The 15887-nt window shown below is 66.6% G+C and carries 15 protein-coding genes; 11 read left to right on the top strand and 4 right to left on the bottom strand.

All coding sequences use genetic code 11. The annotated features are described in order from the left end of the window. Nucleotides 1-258 precede the first annotated feature (258 nt). The 3 genes from C566_RS23135 (at nucleotide 259) to C566_RS0108565 (ending at nucleotide 3548) form a co-directional block, all read left to right on the top strand. A complete protein-coding gene (locus tag C566_RS23135; RefSeq protein ID WP_018773920.1) occupies nucleotides 259-1929 on the top strand; it encodes a helix-turn-helix transcriptional regulator in 1671 nt (556 codons plus the stop codon). A 106-nt stretch (nucleotides 1930-2035) separates the two neighbouring features. Next, nucleotides 2036-2335 carry a hypothetical protein gene (locus tag C566_RS0108570; RefSeq protein ID WP_018773919.1) on the top strand — a complete coding sequence of 100 codons (300 nt, stop codon included), beginning with the start codon at nucleotides 2036-2038 and terminating at the stop codon, nucleotides 2333-2335. Nucleotides 2336-2372: 37 nt separating this feature from the next. Continuing rightward, nucleotides 2373-3548 (top strand): flavin-containing monooxygenase, encoded by a 1176-nt coding sequence (locus C566_RS0108565; protein ID WP_018773918.1) that lies wholly within the window; start codon nucleotides 2373-2375, stop codon nucleotides 3546-3548. A gap of 92 nt (nucleotides 3549-3640) precedes the next feature. On the opposite strand, the gene C566_RS21115 is transcribed toward C566_RS0108565, so the two are convergent. After that, nucleotides 3641-4159: a cupin domain-containing protein gene (locus C566_RS21115; RefSeq protein WP_051082283.1), complete on the bottom strand. Its 519-nt coding sequence runs from the start codon at nucleotides 4157-4159 to the stop codon at nucleotides 3641-3643. A gap of 155 nt (nucleotides 4160-4314) precedes the next feature. Continuing rightward, nucleotides 4315-5811: an APC family permease gene (locus C566_RS0108555; protein ID WP_018773916.1), complete on the bottom strand. Its 1497-nt coding sequence runs from the start codon at nucleotides 5809-5811 to the stop codon at nucleotides 4315-4317. A 256-nt stretch (nucleotides 5812-6067) separates the two neighbouring features. Here C566_RS0108555 and C566_RS0108550 point away from each other — a divergent pair, with 256 nt between their 5' ends. Continuing rightward, on the top strand, nucleotides 6068-7153 hold the full coding sequence (locus tag C566_RS0108550) for a glycerophosphodiester phosphodiesterase family protein (RefSeq protein WP_018773915.1): 1086 nt from the start codon (nucleotides 6068-6070) through the stop codon (nucleotides 7151-7153). Between the two features lie 313 nt (nucleotides 7154-7466). Then, nucleotides 7467-8711 (top strand): flavin-containing monooxygenase, encoded by a 1245-nt coding sequence (locus tag C566_RS0108545; RefSeq protein ID WP_018773914.1) that lies wholly within the window; start codon nucleotides 7467-7469, stop codon nucleotides 8709-8711. A gap of 142 nt (nucleotides 8712-8853) precedes the next feature. On the opposite strand, the gene C566_RS0108540 is transcribed toward C566_RS0108545, so the two are convergent. Beyond that, nucleotides 8854-9273, bottom strand: coding sequence for an ester cyclase (locus tag C566_RS0108540; protein ID WP_018773913.1), 420 nt, complete (start codon nucleotides 9271-9273; stop codon nucleotides 8854-8856). Nucleotides 9274-9732: 459 nt separating this feature from the next. On the opposite strand from C566_RS0108540, the gene C566_RS0108535 reads away from it, so the two are divergent. The 6 genes from C566_RS0108535 (at nucleotide 9733) to C566_RS0108515 (ending at nucleotide 15082) form a co-directional block, all read left to right on the top strand. Beyond that, a complete protein-coding gene (locus tag C566_RS0108535; protein ID WP_196802348.1) occupies nucleotides 9733-11142 on the top strand; it encodes an MFS transporter in 1410 nt (469 codons plus the stop codon). A gap of 81 nt (nucleotides 11143-11223) precedes the next feature. Next, nucleotides 11224-11928: a FadR/GntR family transcriptional regulator gene (locus C566_RS0108530; protein ID WP_155846807.1), complete on the top strand. Its 705-nt coding sequence runs from the start codon at nucleotides 11224-11226 to the stop codon at nucleotides 11926-11928. Between the two features lie 64 nt (nucleotides 11929-11992). Continuing rightward, a complete protein-coding gene (locus C566_RS0108525) occupies nucleotides 11993-13117 on the top strand; it encodes an acetamidase/formamidase family protein (protein ID WP_051082282.1) in 1125 nt (374 codons plus the stop codon). 59 nt (nucleotides 13118-13176) lie between these two features. Continuing rightward, complete coding sequence (locus tag C566_RS22930) at nucleotides 13177-13914, top strand: amidase family protein (RefSeq protein ID WP_196802347.1); 738 nt, start codon at nucleotides 13177-13179, stop codon at nucleotides 13912-13914. A gap of 57 nt (nucleotides 13915-13971) precedes the next feature. Further along, a complete protein-coding gene (locus C566_RS22925) occupies nucleotides 13972-14361 on the top strand; it encodes an amidase family protein (protein ID WP_018773908.1) in 390 nt (129 codons plus the stop codon). Further along, a complete protein-coding gene (locus tag C566_RS0108515; protein WP_018773907.1) occupies nucleotides 14354-15082 on the top strand; it encodes a YoaK family protein in 729 nt (242 codons plus the stop codon). Before C566_RS22925 ends, C566_RS0108515 begins: the two co-directional genes overlap by 8 nt. A gap of 234 nt (nucleotides 15083-15316) precedes the next feature. Here C566_RS0108515 and C566_RS0108510 read toward each other — a convergent pair whose 3' ends face one another. Further along, the gene (locus C566_RS0108510) at nucleotides 15317-15727 is read right to left on the bottom strand and encodes an ester cyclase (RefSeq protein WP_018773906.1); all 411 of its coding nucleotides are present in this window, start codon (nucleotides 15725-15727) and stop codon (nucleotides 15317-15319) included. Nucleotides 15728-15887 lie beyond the last annotated feature (160 nt).

Below are 15887 nucleotides of genomic sequence, written 5' to 3'. Positions count from 1 at the left end.
GCGGAAATAGGGGTCTTGGCATCGGGCTGGCGGATCCCGGGCCGACCCTGGACGAGTTCCATGCGCACCTCAGGCGCCGCCGTCGTGGTGAAACGCCCGGACCTGTTGGCGCCTCGACCCCGCACCTTGCCGCCCCATAACCGGCGGCAGTAGCCTGAAAAGCAGATGACGGGCCGCGCCGCACACCACCGGTTCCGGGAGGGCAGGGCCGGGCAGCGCCCACCGGCTCAGACCCGCCACCGGGAACGGGGAGGCGCGATGTCTACACTCGCACACGGCCGGGAAGCTTACGCCGCACGGCGCTGGCCGGACGCCGTCGGGCAGTACACCGCTGCCGACCACGACGCCGAACTTCCCGCCAGCGATCTGGAACAGCTGGCCACCTCCGTCATCCTCACCGGCCGGGGCTCCGAGGGAGTGGACATCCTGGCCCGGGCGCACCTGAAGTACCTGGCCGACGGCGACTATTCCGCCGCCGTCCGCTGCGCCGCCTGGTCCGGTTTGAACCTCATGCTGCTGGGCGAGGCGGCCCGCAGCGCCGGCTGGCTCGCCCGCGCCCACCGGATCGTCGAGGACCTGCCCGTGCCCTGCCCCTTCGAGGGCATGCTGTCCGTCCCTGCCGGGCTGGGCGCCCTCTACCGAGGCGACGGCGCCGCCGCCACGGAGGCCTTCACCCGGGCCGCTGACCTCGGACGGGAACGCGGCGACGCTGACGCGGCGGCCCTCGGTTTGCTGGGACTCGGGCAGGCAAAGATCATGCTGGGCCGGCTCGAGGACGGCCTGACCCTGCTCGACGAAGCCATGGTCGCCGTCACCGTGGGGGAGATTTCGCCGGTCCCGGCCGGGATCATCTACTGCGCTGTGATCGGAACCTGCCATCTGGCCTTCGACCTGCAGCGCGCCCACGAATGGACCCGGGCTCTGGACCGGTGGTGCGACGCGCAACAGAGCCTGGTGGCCTACAGCGGCCAGTGCCAGATGCACCGGGCCCAGCTGTACCGGCTGCACGGCGCCTGGGCCGAGGCGATCGACGCGGCCAAGACGGCGCAGAACCTCGCCTTCCGCGGCGACCTGCTGGCCACCTACGGCGGCTTCTACGAACAGGCCGAAATCCACCGGCTCCGGGGCGACTTCGACGCCGCCGAGGCCTCCTACCGGCACGCTCAGGAGACCGGGTTCCCGCCGCAGCCCGGGCTGGCGCTCCTGCGTCTGGCCCAAGGCAAACCGGACCAGGCCCAGTCCATGCTCCGGCAGGCCATGGACGGCGCCGACCCCACCCACCGGCGCCAGATGCTCGCCGCCCGGGTGGAAATCGAACTGGCCGCGGGCGACGCACGGGCAGCACGGGCTGCCATGGAGGAGCTGGCTTCGCTCTGCGCCTCCATCGACATGCCCCTGCTGCACGCCCTCGCCGAGCAGTCCGAGGCCGCTGTCCTGTTCCACGAAGGCGACCCAAAGGCTGCCCTGGTCCCACTTCGCCGCGCGTGGTCCCGCTGGCTCAGCCTCGACGCACCGTTCGAAGCGGCCCGCTGCCGCGCCCTCCTGGCCAGGCTGTGCGCCGCGCTCGGCGATGAGGAATCCGCCCGGCAGGAACATGAGGCGGCCCGGGCAGTATTTTCTGAACTAGGCGCCGCGCCGACGCTATCGGAGCTTGAACAATTGGCGCCCAGGGCGCCGGGCGCCCGGACAGCCCCGGCGCCAACCAACGGGCACGACGCTCATCACGCCGCCGCCGCCGGGCCGCTCACCGCACGCGAAACCGAGGTGGTCCAGCTCGTCTCCGCCGGACTAAGCAACCGAAGAATCGCCGCTGAGCTGTTCATCAGCGAAAAAACGGTGGCCCGGCACCTGAGCAACATCTTCACCAAGTTGGGCCTGACCTCCCGAGCCGCGGTCACGGCCTACGCCTACCAGCACGGACTCGCCTGACCTCCCGCCCTGCATAAAATTACCCATTCCCGATTTCTCCCCGGCCCATGGGAAATGGGTGATTCGCCCGATTCGCCGCGACCCGACGAAAAATAGCGTTAATGGCATGAACGTTTCAGTGCTCGCAGGAATGGTTTCCACCTGCCTCTTCGCGGTGAGCTACCTGCCCATGCTGCTCAAGGCCCTCCACACGAGGGATCTTGACTCCTACAGCCTCGGCTACCTCGCGCTGAGCAACGTCGCCAACGCAGTGCACTCCGTTTACGTCTTCAGCCTCCCGCTGGGGCCGATCTGGCTGCTGCACTTCTTCTACGTCGTCGCCTCCGCGCTGCTGCTCATCTGGTACCTGCGCTTCCGGTCCGGACCCGCCGGCCACCCGGCGCCACAGCAGGCACAACGTTCATAACACCCCACTGCACATGCAACACCAAGGAGGCACCACCATGAACACCACCCCAGCAACTGACACCGGCGGCACCGTCGGCCCTGGCAAAGTCGGCCCTGGCATTGTGGGCAGTGCTGCCGTCGACACCGTCATCATCGGCGCCGGACAATCCGGCCTGGCGCTGGGCTACTACCTGGCGCAGCAGCACCGGAACTTTGTCATTCTCGACGCCGGCACCCGGGTCGGCGACGCGTGGCGGAGCCGCTGGGACTCCCTGCGCCTGTTTACCCCCGCCAAGTACAACGGCCTGCCCGGCCGGCCCTTCCCCGGCGACCGCCTCGCCTTCCCCACCAAGAACGAGCAGGCCGACTACCTGGAGGACTACGCCTCCCGGTTCCACCTGCCGGTTCGGCTCAACACCGCCGTCACCCGGCTGAGCCACGACGGGCGGCGCTTCCATGTCACCGCCGGGACGCAGCGTTGGACGGCGGCAAACGTCGTCCTCGCCACCGGTGCCTGCCAACTGCCCAAGACGCCGGGCTTTGCCGCGGAACTGCCGTCCGACGTCGTGCAGTTCCACTCCCACAACTACAAGAACCCGGCCCAGCTCAAGCCCGGTCCCGTCCTGGTGGTGGGGGTGGGCAACTCCGGGGCGGAGATCGCCCTGGAGACCAGCCGCACGCATGAAACCTGGCTGGCCGGCACGCCGAGTGCCGAGATCCCGTTCCGGCACGGCCGGACCGCGGCCCGCTTCTTCCTTCCGGTGGTCCGCTTCGCCGGGATGCACGTGCTAAACACCAACACACCGGTCGGGCGCAAGGTGCTGCCCAAGATGGCTGCCATGGCGACGCCGCTGATCCGCACCAAGCTCGCGGACCTTCGCGCCGCCGGCGTCCGACTGGTACCGCGGGCCACCGGAGTCCAGGACGGCGGTGTGATGCTCGACGACGGTCAGAGCCTTCCGGTGGCCAACGTCATATGGTGCACGGGATTCACCGAGGCCTACCCCTGGCTGGACATCCCGGCGCTGCCCACGAACTGGCGGGAGCAGCAGCACCGCGGGATCGTGGATGCCCTGCCGGGCCTGTATCTGCTGGGCAAAGATCTCATCTTCGCTGCAGCATCGGAAACCCTCCCCGGCGTGTGCCGGGACGCCAAATACCTGGCGAAGCGGCTCGCCGCCACCCGGACCCCGCAGCACGCAGCGGAGGTCCAGAGCGAACTGGCGGGATAACGCACGAACGGCCCTATTCGCAGCGCACGGCGACATGGCCCTTTTGTCGGAATGTCTTTGTCGAATTCAAGGCCGGGACAATCTCGTCATTGTCAGGTAGACAGTGGCGGCCCGAGGATCTCGATGTTGTGGCGTGCAGCGATCGCAGCAAGTGCCTGGCCGTCGACGGGTTCAGGTTCCGGCAGTTCCCTGCGCGCTGCCGGCGCTCCTGCCTCGGCAGCGAAAGTTTCAAACCCGGCCGGCACGGTGATCACGAGACTGCGGAAGGACTCTTCCGGCCCGGCAAGAAATGTGTGGGTGGAACCCTGGGGAAGAAAGACGAAATCACCCTTTTGCACGGTAAAGCGCTGCCCGTCGCTCTCGAACAAAGCCGTGCCCGAAATAACGTAGAAGGATTCATCCTCAACCAGATGCCGGTGCATCGGTGGCGCGTAGCCAGCCGGATGCAGAATCTCCACAATCGTCAGCCGCTGCTTCGTCTCCGGACCGCCTGCCTTGACCATAACCAGTGCATTCGTGAACCACAGCGCAGTCCCCTCGTCGGCCGCAAGTTTGTACGCCCTGCCCTGTAAGCCGGTGGCCGGCGCGGTCGTCTCATCGATCCTGTCCATGACGCTCCTCAGCTCGGAAGTGCCTGCAATGCTACTCAGGATCCCGATCCGATCAATGCCCTGCAGCTTAGTGGCGTCCGCACCCGCCACAGTGCGGAACCGACGTGGCACCGCCCGGACCCATACTCACGATGGGCCCCGGTTTTCCAGCAGGGTCAGTGGCCGGCCGGTGACGGCGGAACCGGGTCATCCTTGCCGATGTTCTGCATGCCAACCGGTTCGCCCTGCCTGGTGTTGGTCCTCTTATTGATCAACCACGTGATGAACCACAGCACCACGCCGATCGCCATCAGTCCCCCGGCGATCTGGTACTGGACAACGGGCCGGCCCACCCACGGTCCGGCGAGGAATGCGCACAGCACGGCCGCGATAATGGGCAGCGGCCCCGGCGAGGTGAAGAACACCTCGCGGTTCGGGTCCCTCTTGCCGCGAAGGACAAGGCAGGCCACGTTCACCACGGTGAACACGCACAGCAGCAGGAACGCCGTCGTGCCGGAAAGGTTCGCGACGACGTTACTCTCCGGGTCGCTGGTGACGTACCAGATCAGCCCCAGCGCAAGGACGGTGGAGAATGCGATGCCGGCCCACGGTGTCCGTCGTCCCGGCAGGATCCTGCCGAGCGGCCGCGGCAGGACGTCTTGGCGGGCCATGCCGTAGATCAGGCGGCTGGCCATCAACATGTTGATCAACGCGGTGTTGGCAACGGCGAAGACCGCGAGGAACGGAAAGACCTTGTCGATCGGGAAGTCCGGAGAGCCCTTGTGCACCACCTCGAGGAGCGCGGCACCTTCGGCCTCCCTGATCCCCTCGAGCTCGGTGGGCGTGAGCACGCTGACCACGGAAACGGCCACCAGCATGTAGAGGACCACGGCGACGCCGAGACCGGTCAGCATGGTCCGCGGGAAGATCCGCTCGGGGTTCTGCGTTTCCTCCACCATGTTTACGGAGTCCTCAAAGCCGACCATCGCAAAGAACGCGATGGACGTGGCCGCCGTGACCGCCAGGAACAGGCCCTTGTCCTGGTTGTCGGTGAAGACCGTGATCTCCGCGGGATTCCCTGTCCCTTGTGCCATCACGTAGAAGCCGACGCCGATCACGATGCACAGGGCGGTCATCTCGACCAGGGTGAGCACGACGTTGAACTTCACGCTCTCCCCCACGCCGCGCAGGTTGATGGCCGCCAGCAGCAGCATGAAGCCAAGCGCAACGGCGGTGATCACTTCCCGTCCGGGCATGTCCATCCAGCCGTTGATCGCGAGGCCTCCAAAGAAGTTCTGGGCCAGGACGTTTGCGGAGGTGGAGGCGCTGGTGATGCCGGAGCAGACGACGGCGAACGCGACCAGGAAGGTGACGAAGTGGATCCCGAACGCCTTGTTGGTGTAGAGCGCCGCGCCGGCTGCCTGGGGGTATTGGGTGACCAGTTCCAGGTAGGAGAATGCGGTCAGGGTCGCGACGATGAAAGCGAGCAGGAACGGCAGCCAGACGATGCCTCCCACCGTGCCGGCCATGGTTCCGGTGACGGCGTAGACGCCGGCGCCGAGGATGTCACCGACGATGAACAGGAGCAGGAGTTTGGGCCCGAGAACCCGCTTGAGCGTGGGTTCGTCCCCTTCGGGAGTTACATCGAAGACTTTGTCGGACGTGGTGCTCATGGTTGACCTCCACAGCGGGTACAAGGATCCTGAGAGCCGCGGCCGGCATTCCGGCCCTGATGTGACGTACTTCACTGTGATCTTCCCGGGTCAGTTTGGCAACAAGGAACACGGCTGGGCCCGCCCATGCATCTCCCGCATCATTGGGTATTCACCCCCAGTCCAGCTCCCCGCACACAACAGTCCACCTCACCTCCCTACGGTGGTCGGGTCGCCGGCACGACGCCGGTAACGTCACCCGGGAGGAACCATCACCATGCGCACACCCCTGACTGCCGTGGCCGCTGCCGCGCTCATCGCCTCACTGGCGAGCCCCGCCGTCGCCGCTTCAAACCCCGAAGCCGGCACTCCGTCATCGAAGGCTGCCGTAACGACTGCCGGAACGGCTGACTCAACAACGGCAATCAAGACCAACGAGAGCAACGGCTCCTTTGACCTGCAGGCGCACCGCGGAGGCCGCGGCGAGTGGACTGAGGAATCCCTGGCCGCCTTCGCCAACTCGCTGAAGCTCGGCGTGACCACGCTGGAACTGGACACCCACCTGACCTCCGACGGCAAGGTGATCGTCTGGCATGACGACACCATCCAGGCGGACAAGTGCCGCGACACCGCGCCGGTGACTCCCGGCGACGCCGCTTTCCCGTATGTCGGTGACCGGGTCGCCGACCTGTCACTCGCGCAGATCAAGACCCTGGAATGCGGGTTCACCCAGCTCAAGGGATACCCGGAGCAGGACGTCATCGAGGGCAACCGGATCGCCGAGCTCAAGGACGTCTTCCAGCTGGTCCGCGACGCCGACGCCAAGAAGGTCCGCTTCAACATCGAGACGAAGGTGGAGGACGGGAAGTCCGGCGGCGAGGGCATGCTGGCCCTGACCAAGGCCGTGGTCACGGAGATCTCCACCGCCGGGATGGCCGGGCGCAGCACCGTGCAGTCGTTCGACTGGTCCTCGCTGAACCTGACCAAGAAAATCGCCCCGCAGCTGCCGCTCGTCGCCTTGTCCAGCGGCGACGCCTGGCTCGAGGTCGGCAAGCCCGGCGCCAGCCCCAACCTCGGCGGCATCGACATCGACACCTACGGCGGCTCGCTCGCCAAAGCCGCGGCTGCCCAGGGCTACGACGTCATCTCGCCCGCCTTTAGTTCCGTGACCCCGAGCATGATCAAGGAAGCCCACGAGCTCGGCCTGCCCGTCATCCCCTGGACCGTCAACACCACGGCGGACATGAAGCGGCTGATGGACCTCGGCGTGGACGGCATCATCAGCGACTACCCCACCCGCCTGCGCACCGTCATGGACGAGCGTGGACTGAAGCTCCCCAAGGCGTACTCGGCTGCGAGCTAGCACCTCGATAAACGGGGCGGCCACTCTTTGTGGCCGCCCCGTTTGACTTTAACCCTTGCCATGAGTGGGACCGGTTACAGGAGCCCCCGGAATGCGGAGGCAACATTCCGCCCCGCGGCCGCAACGCTGCTTCCACAGGTGGCGGAGACTAACCGTACAGTCACGCGGAGGTCAGCCACTTCTGTGTCTCCTAGATCCCATGTAATTAGACCCGGACCCGGCGTAAGCTCCTCGCATGGAGACCTCCGCGGGCAGCATTCTCCCGGGATCGCGTTCCTCGCGCGTGGTGCACTGATCGAGGTGGTGGGCGGAGATGGACACTGAAGTGGACACGCTCGTTGTGGGCGGGGGCCAAGCGGGTCTGGCCATGAGCTACTGCCTCGACCGGGCCGGCGTCGCACATCAGGTACTGGAACGGCGTGACTCCTTGGGCGGTGCCTGGCAGGACCGGTGGGATGGGTTCTACCTGAACACCCCGAATTTCTCGCTGTCGCTGCCGGGCATGCCCTATTCCGGTCCGGACCCGGACGCCTTTATGCCCCGCGATGCCGTGGTGGAGTATTTCCGGCATTACGCGAAGGCCATCGGCGCTCCGGTCCGCACCGGCACGGACGTCACGCGCATCGCCGCCGCGGACGGCGGTGCCTTCGACGTGGAAACAACCCGGGGCAGCTGGCGTGCGCGCAACGTGGTGCTGGCCACCGGTGGGTTCCAGAGAGCGAAAATCCCCGCGTTGTCCGCACGGCTGCCGGGGCACATCGTGCGACTTCACACCGATGAGTACCGCAACCCGGGCCAACTGCCGGACGGCGCTGTGCTGATTGTGGGCACCGGCCAGTCGGGCGGCCAGATCGCCGAGGAGCTGCTGGCGGCCGGCCGCGTTGTCCACCTGGCGGTGTCCACCTGCCCGGAGGCGCCGCGGCGGTACCGCGGCAAGGACACCTTCTTCTGGATGATGCAGCTCGGGCTGCACGGCCCCGAGCACGGGCTGAACGGACTTACCGTGGAGCGGCTGCCCTCACCCGCGGCTCGGTTTGCCTGCAACCCGCTGTTGTCCGGCGCCGACGGCGGCCATGACATCCACCTGCGGGATTTGGGCCGCCGCGGTATCAGGCTGCACGGCCACTTGGAAGCAGCTGACGACGGCGACCTTGTCTTCAGCGATGACCTCGCCGAACGCCTCGCCACCATTGAGGCCGGCTTCAGCCAGCGCCTCCAACCGATGCTCGATGCGTACATTGCCGCTGCCGGGATCGAAGCGCCGGAGGCTGAACTCCTGCCGGCCGACGACTGGCTTCCCTCCGAGCCGGCGCGGCTGAACCTGGCAGCGGAGGGCGTTACGTCCGTCCTGTGGGCCACCGGATACCGGCTCGACTTCGGCATCCTCGACATCCCCGTACTGGACGAATGGAACTACCCCCGCCACAGTCGCGGCGTCACCGAATACCCGGGCCTCTACGCCGTGGGCCTGCCCTGGCTCACCGGGCACAGCTCGGCGATCGTGGCCGGTGTGGGGCGCGACGCCGAGTACATTGCGGAGCACATCGCCGGGCGCTGACAGCCCCTCTGATCGAACCGGCGTCGACGTCGAACGGCTGTCCGCGTTTCCCTGGGGGAACGTGGACAGCCATTTTTTGCTGCGCGGTTTTTGTTGCGCGGTCCGGCCGCGAGCGCGCCGGCCCTGTTGTTTGTCGCCTGGTTCAGGCAACGGCCACGGCGCCGATCTGCTGCATGAGGCTCAGGTTGTCCGTGGTGCCCCAGTGCTCGGCCACTTTTCCGTCCTCGACACGGATGATGTCAGTGCAATCGAACTCGACGCTCTTGCCCGTTGCCGGGATGCCGGCCAGTTCCCCGCGATGCGTACCCGTGAGAATCACATGGCACGCCTCCAGGTTTCCGGCGACCACCTTGGGCTCGATCTCTTTGACCTTGATGTCCGGGAACGCCGTCCGCATCGTGTTCACGAAGAACTTGACGCCATCCTTGCCCGGCGGTTGCCCAGGCAGGGCCTCTTCGTGATCCACATAGCTGTCCGCGGCCAGCTCATCAACGAGGGCGAGGTTTCCGCTCTCAATGACTTCCTTGTAAAACCGCTCAATCAATCCAACACCTTCAGACATTTCCGACTCCTTGTAGGCGAGAGACCGGAATTTAGATCCCCCCAGCGTAAGTAGTGCGCCTGCCGGACGCGCAGACGCCCGCCAGACTGCCCGTTTCGGGCAGCGCCGGCTTTGGGAAGCAGTGTGAAAAAGCAGTGTGAAACGGGCAAAACAACCCGTTAAGGCAGAAGATATTCCGGGGTTTCGAGGGTGTCAAGATGCGCCGATTACCGCCGTTCCCGGCCAGGCGGCGACACGACAAACACCACGATGGCAGAGGGCCCTTCCGCCGCCGTCGGGCGTCACATCCCTCCCGGACGCAACGGAACCGACTCATAAATGGTCCAGTGAGTCGGCCAAAAATCGTCCGTGTAACCGCCATGTTAAACCCCGTTTCGCACCCGTAAAATGCTCCTAACCCCCGGAAAATCAAGGGTTTTTGCTCCTGGCGACCCCCTAGCTTGGTACTTGGTTCGACCAATGAACCAATCAGCCGAGAGCCTCCAGGAGCATCCCTTGAACGTTTCCACCGCAGAAAAGCCGGCCACGGCCGGCGTCATGCCGGCGGGGTCTGGTGCCACCCCGCCCGCCGCCCGCCGCCGGCTGCTGCCTGTCAGCGGCAAACGCCCCGGCCCGGTCGCCGTCACCGTCCTGTTTTCACTGGGCTGGGTCTTCATGTACGCGGACCGCAACATCCTCTCCCCCGTGATGAGCGTCATCCAGGAACAGTGGGGTCTGAACAAGGGCCAGCTCGGCCTGATGTCCACCGTGTTCTTCCTGACCTATGCCCTGATGCAGATTCCCACCGGCTACCTCGCGGACAGGATCGGCCGCGTCAAAGTGGTGGTCGCCGGCTACGTGATCTTCGGCATCGGCACCATCCTCAGCGGTTTCGCCCCCGGCTTCATGATCTTCCTACTGATGCGCGCCTTCACCGGGATCGGCGAAGGAACGTTCTACAGCCCGGTCTACGGCATCTCCTCCAGCTACATCTCCGACAAATGGCGCGGGGTCTCCGCCGCCCTCATCAACAGCGGCATGGCCGTGGGCATCTCGCTCGGCTTCATCGGTTCCAGCTACTTCACCTTCACGCTCGGCCTGCCGTGGCACGCATCATTCCTCATCTTCGGTGCCGCCACCTTGGCTGTCGCCTTCCTGATCAACTACTTCCTCGCCCCGATCGACGCGGAGCACAAGGCCCAGGCTGCCAAGACCGCCGAGTCAGAACGGAACGGCGCGGCCCCGGCCGCCAAGGAATCGAACAAGGCGCTCTTCACCCGCAACCACATCCTCACCTACGTGCTGATCTTCTGCTCCCTCTACGGCTTCTTCTCGATGCTGACCTGGTTGCCTACCTACCTACAGCAGGCCCGCGACGTCGCCCCGTCCCAGACCGGCATCATCGCCTCGCTGGTTCCCTGGGCTTCCATCCCCGGCGCAATCCTGCTGAGCATGCTGGCCCGGCGCCTGAGCAACACCCGCCCGCTGATTGTCCTGCTGGCCGTCCTCGGCGGCGCGTGCCAGATCCTGGTCCCGTTGACCGGCGAATACTCCCTCATGATCGTGGGCTTGGTGGTGTACGGCCTGGTCGGCAAACTCGCCCTGGACCCGATCCTGATCGCCTTCTTGGCCGACAACACCCCACGCTCCATGTACTCCCGTGCCTACGGCTACTTCAACTTCGCCGGGATGCTGTCCTCCATCTTCGCCCCCTACATCACTGGCGCCCTCGCCGACGCGACCGGGGCCCTGGAGGCCGGCTTCTACCTCTCCGCCGTCCTGCTCCTGGTCGGTGCGGTCGCCTTCTGCTTCACCAAGCCGGCGGCAGTGCTTGAGCCCGCCGTCGCCTCCGCCCTCGGGTCTGAGCCCTCCCTTCAGGGCGGCAGGTAGCGCCCGACGTCGGCCCCCGCCTGAGCGTTCTCCGCACCACCGCTTTTCGAATCACAGCGTTTCCCACTGAAAGGCCGCACCGTGACCCCGAGTACCGAGCCCCGCCCCACCCTTCGGCGCAGCGTCCCGATGGGCGCGGAGGTGGCCGCCTACCTCGAACGTGAAATTGCCTCCCGGGGCCTGCTCCCGGGCGACAAGCTGCCCACTGAGCGTGAACTGGCAGCCAAGCTTTCGGTATCCCGGGGCACGGTGCGTTCTGCCTTGCAGGATCTGGAAAGCAAGCATTTGCTGGAACGGGCCCCCGGCCGGGGAACCCGCGTGGCCGCTCCTCCGGCTCCTGTCAGCGAGCTCTATGCCCGCCTCGCCGGCGTCGACCAGGCCCAGCAGGACGTGGAGGAACTGCGCGGTTCGATGGAACCGCTGGTGGCCGAGCTTGCCGCCCTGCGCTCCAGCGCCGCGGACCTGATCCAGCTCCAGGACGTCCTCAACGCCTCCAATGAACACCTCTCCCCCGAAGAGGCCCTGCGCTTGGACATTCAGTTCCACACTCTCCTGGCGCAGGCCGCCCGCAACCAGCTCATGGCCACGGTCCTCACGCTGACCAGCTCGTGGACCACCGAGGTCCGGCTCCGCTCGCACTCCACCCCCGAGGGCCGTCGGAGTTCCATCGAGGGCCACCGCCACATCCTCGAGGCCATCCAGACCAGGGACGCCACCGGCGCGGGCATCGCCATGCGCGACCACTTGGCGGACGTCGCCATCCTCATCCGCGGCCACCAACACTGACACCGAATAACCCGACCGGAGACCAACCGTGACCACATCCCTCATCCCACCCATCCTCGCAGCCATGCCATCCACTGGCACGCCGTCCACTTCTATACAGTCAACTGGCGCCGCGGTCCTGCAGCCGTGGGACGGCATCGACGACGGAACCCACTACCTTTCCTCCGCCAAGGAGAACGTCCTCTGGGGAGCCCTCCCCTGCGCCGGCGACCGCCCGGTCCTCAGCATCGACCCCGGCGCCGACGTCACCATCGACACCATCAGCCACGAAGGAATCCTCGAAGACCAGGGCCGGGACCCCCTCGCCTTCTTCGGATCGCACGGAGTCAGCGGGCACCAGGTTCTGGCGGATGCCGTCGAGCTCGCCGCCTCGGACATTCAGCGGTTGCCCGGCGGTTTGGGCCCGCATGTCGTAACCGGACCCATCGCCGTCAAGGGCGCCCGCCCCGGAGATCTCCTGAAGATTACGGTGCTGGAAACCACGCCGCGGGTGCCGTACGGCGTGATCTCCAGCCGCCACGGCAGGGGGTCGCTCAACGGCGAATTCCCGCTCGGCCCCGATACCTACAGCGCCTTCGCCACCGTCCGGGACACCGACGATGGAACGCCGTCCGGCTGGCTGCCCCTGCGTCCCGGTGCCGAACCGACCGTACATTTCCCGCTCAAGCCCTTCCTGGGCATCATGGGGGTCGCGGTGGACGGCGCGCGTCGGCCGCACTCCGTCCCGCCCGGCGCCCACGGCGGCAACATCGACATCAACCTCCTCACCGTCGGCAGCTCCCTCTACGTGCCGGTCCAGGTGGCCGACGCCCTGGCCTATGTGGGCGATCCCCACTTCGCCCAGGGCGACGGGGAGGTCTCCCTGACCGCAATGGAGGCCTCGCTCCGGGTCAAGCTGCGGTTCGACGTCGTCCCACAAGACGAGGCTGTCCGGAACTTCGGCGTCCTGGCCGGGCCGATGGCGCAGACCCCGGAGTTCTTGGTTCCCACCGGCATGGACGAGGACCTCGATACGGCGGTGCAGAACTGCGTCCGCGCCGCCGTCGCCCTGCTCCAAGCCCGTTACGGCATGGACGCCAGCCTCGCCTACGCCTACCTCAGCGCCGCCACGGACTTCAACATCTCCCAGGTGGTCGACGTCGTCAAAGGCGTGCACGCGCGCATCCGGGTTGAGGACTTCCGCCCGTGACGGCGCAGTGCCCGACGCCGGCCGACCCTTCCGTCTGGCGTGAAGTTGGCGATCCCCTCATGCCAGCGACCGGAACCGGGCCGCTGACGGGCATGTCCGTCGCGGTCAAGGACCTGTTCGCGCTGGAAGGACATCCCATCGGCGCCGGCAACGAGGAATGGCTCGCCGAGAGCATGGCGGAAACCACGACGGCGCCCGCGGCCGCTGCGTTGGTGGCGGCCGGCGCCGTAGTTGCCGGCATCGCCCGCACGGATGAGTTCGCGTACAGCCTGGCCGGCACGAACGCGCACCATGGCACCCCGCCGAATCCGAAGGCGCCGGGTCGGATCAGCGGCGGCTCCTCGTCCGGGTCCGCGAGCGCCGTGGCTTTGGGCCAGGCCACCATCGGCCTGGGCACGGATACCGGCGGGTCCATCCGGGTGCCGTCCGCGTATCAGGGGCTCTTCGGCGTCCGCACCACCCACGGCGCGGTGTCCACAGAGGGTCTGCTTCCACTAGCGCCGTCCTTCGATGCCGTCGGCTGGATGACCCGCGACGCCGCCACGCTGGCTGCCGTCGGAAGCGTCCTGCTGCCACCGCACGAGCCCGCCGCACCGCTTATCGATGGACTGTTTGCCGGGGCGCTGTTTGCGCCGGAGCTCCTTGCCCTGGCGGAGCCTGACGTCGTCCACGCCGTGGAGGATTCCATCGATGCCTGGGCCAGATCAGCGGTCCTCCCTGCCTTGGACTGGGCCGGCCTGCGGACGGACGAACTCCCGGCCTGGCTCGCAGCGTTCCAGACCGTGCAGGGGTACTAGGCCTGGCAGCAGCACGGTCCGTGGATCAGGAGGCACTGGCGTGCGCTCGGCGCCGACGTGGCCGCCCGGTTCAGGACCGCCTCCCAGGTCGAGCGGCACCAGGCCGAGGCCGCGCGGGACGTTCTTCAGGCGGCCCGGCAACATATCCGGTCCGTGATGGGCGGCGCGCTGTTAGTACTGCCGTCGGCGTCGTCCGTGGCGCCGCTGCTGGCCGAGGCGTCGCTAGGCGGCGAGGCCATCGAGCGGGTGCGCCGGTCCACCATGCAGTTGACGTGCATCGCAGGGATCGCCGGGCTTCCTGCGGTGAATGTACCGCTATCCACCGATGCCGGCCTGCCCTGCGGCGTGAGTATCGTTGGTCCTGCCCACAGCGACGCCGAGCTCATCACCGTGGCGATCCGCCTCAGCGAGTCGCTCCTCCCTCACCGAAAGACGTCGAATGCTTAACCGCCTCAAGTCCGCCGAGCCTGCCCGGCTCCACTTGGTCCTCATGCTCGTGTTGACGTTCTCCACCGGCGTCATCGACGCCGTCGGCTACCTGGGCCTCGACCGGGTCTTCACCGGTAACATGACCGGCAACGTCGTGATTCTTGGCATGGCGCTGATCGGCGCGGACAATCTGCCCGTCATCGGCCCGTCCATAGCCCTGGCCGGGTTCGTGCTCGGCGCCATCATCGCAGGGCGGGTCCTCAAGCCCGAGGCCGCTGGCTGGAGTAAGCGGACCACGGCCCTGCTCACCGCCGTCGGCGTCACGATGGCTGCCGTCGCCGTCGTACTGTTTGCCCATGCCCCGCACGCCGGCGACCCAGTCACCTTGATCATTACCGGAGCCCTGGCCATCGCGATGGGCATGCAGGCGGCCACGGCACGTCACCTCAGCGTCAAGGACGTGACCACCGTGGTGGTGACATCCACGCTCACGGGCCTGGCCGCGGATTCACGCCTGGGCGGAGGCACGGGGGCCCAGTGGGGCAGGAGGCTGGGCGCTGTCGTCCTCATCTTGGCCGGTGCCACTGCCGGCGCCACGCTGCTCCACGTGCATGCCGGTCTTGGCGTCCTGCTGACAGCCGCGCTCACCCTGGTGGTAGCAGCAGCGGGCGGGTTCGCTCCGGCCTGGACCGAGGTTGGGGATCCGGCCGCAACCGAACCAGCTGCTTCAAACCGCTGACCGCATAGCGCCGGTCCCGGAGACCAATGCTACTGCGGGTTGGCCTCAGGCTAACCGTCATCTTTGCAGGCCCATGTTGTAGGTCCCCATTGACGGTTACACGATGATTTCTCGTGGAGCGCACCGCCTTAATGACTCCAGAAAAACGGGACAAGCTCGCCGCCAAGTACGCGCACGCCCGGGAAATACTCGACGCCTAATCGTCCCGGGCCAGCAAAAACATGGCGCCAACTGTTATTCCGGAAGGGCTCCGATCTGCTGCATGAGGCTCATGGTGTCCGTGCTACCCCAATGCTCGGCGATCTTACCGTCCTGGACACGGACGATGTCGGTCCCGCCGAATTCGACCGTTTTGCCGGTCGCCGCAAAACCCAGCAGGTCGCCCGTGTGGGTACCGGTCATCACAACATGGGCAGCCTCGAGGTTTCCATCGGAGAGAGTCGGTTCGGCTTCCTTGACCGAGATGTCGGGGAATGCGGTTCGGATGGTACTCGCGAAGAACCGTGCGCCCTCTTTGCCGGGCGGCTGTCCGGGAAGCGCCAGTTCATGGTCGATGAAGTCGTCCGTGACCATTTCATCGACGAGGGCGAGGTTGCCGCCGGCGAGAACTTCCGAGTAAAAGCGATTGATCAACGTGCTGGACATGGTGGGCTCCTTCAGGTGCAAGAGACCGTTGTGGCTGTCCGCCGGCACTGTCCATGGGCCCCGGCAGATGCGCCCGGGCTGAGCGCTGAAATTGATGGGAAACGGAGCGAAACGCCTCGTTAAGGCAGAAGATATTCCGGCACTTCGAGGGTGTCAAGAT

It is taken from the genome of Arthrobacter sp. 131MFCol6.1, from assembly GCF_000374925.1.
Classification (GTDB): Bacteria; Actinomycetota; Actinomycetes; order Actinomycetales; family Micrococcaceae; genus Arthrobacter.
The sequence above is the reverse complement of the archived record's forward strand: the minus strand, read 5'-3'. Positions and strand labels throughout refer to the sequence as shown.

Excerpts from the sequence above, each read along its gene's own strand:
- C566_RS23135 (WP_018773920.1), top strand. The coding sequence starts at position 259 with ATGTCTACACTCGCACACGGCCGGGAAGCTTACGCCGCACGGCGCTGG.
- C566_RS0108570 (WP_018773919.1), top strand. The coding sequence starts at position 2,036 with ATGAACGTTTCAGTGCTCGCAGGAATGGTTTCCACCTGCCTCTTCGCG.
- C566_RS0108565 (WP_018773918.1), top strand. The coding sequence starts at position 2,373 with ATGAACACCACCCCAGCAACTGACACCGGCGGCACCGTCGGCCCTGGC.
- C566_RS21115 (WP_051082283.1), bottom strand. The coding sequence starts at position 4,159 with ATGGACAGGATCGATGAGACGACCGCGCCGGCCACCGGCTTACAGGGC.
- C566_RS0108555 (WP_018773916.1), bottom strand. The coding sequence starts at position 5,811 with ATGAGCACCACGTCCGACAAAGTCTTCGATGTAACTCCCGAAGGGGAC.
- C566_RS0108550 (WP_018773915.1), top strand. The coding sequence starts at position 6,068 with ATGCGCACACCCCTGACTGCCGTGGCCGCTGCCGCGCTCATCGCCTCA.
- C566_RS0108545 (WP_018773914.1), top strand. The coding sequence starts at position 7,467 with ATGGACACTGAAGTGGACACGCTCGTTGTGGGCGGGGGCCAAGCGGGT.
- C566_RS0108540 (WP_018773913.1), bottom strand. The coding sequence starts at position 9,273 with ATGTCTGAAGGTGTTGGATTGATTGAGCGGTTTTACAAGGAAGTCATT.
- C566_RS0108535 (WP_196802348.1), top strand. The coding sequence starts at position 9,733 with ATGAACCAATCAGCCGAGAGCCTCCAGGAGCATCCCTTGAACGTTTCC.
- C566_RS0108525 (WP_051082282.1), top strand. The coding sequence starts at position 11,993 with ATGCCATCCACTGGCACGCCGTCCACTTCTATACAGTCAACTGGCGCC.
- C566_RS22930 (WP_196802347.1), top strand. The coding sequence starts at position 13,177 with ATGCCAGCGACCGGAACCGGGCCGCTGACGGGCATGTCCGTCGCGGTC.
- C566_RS0108515 (WP_018773907.1), top strand. The coding sequence starts at position 14,354 with ATGCTTAACCGCCTCAAGTCCGCCGAGCCTGCCCGGCTCCACTTGGTC.
- C566_RS0108510 (WP_018773906.1), bottom strand. The coding sequence starts at position 15,727 with ATGTCCAGCACGTTGATCAATCGCTTTTACTCGGAAGTTCTCGCCGGC.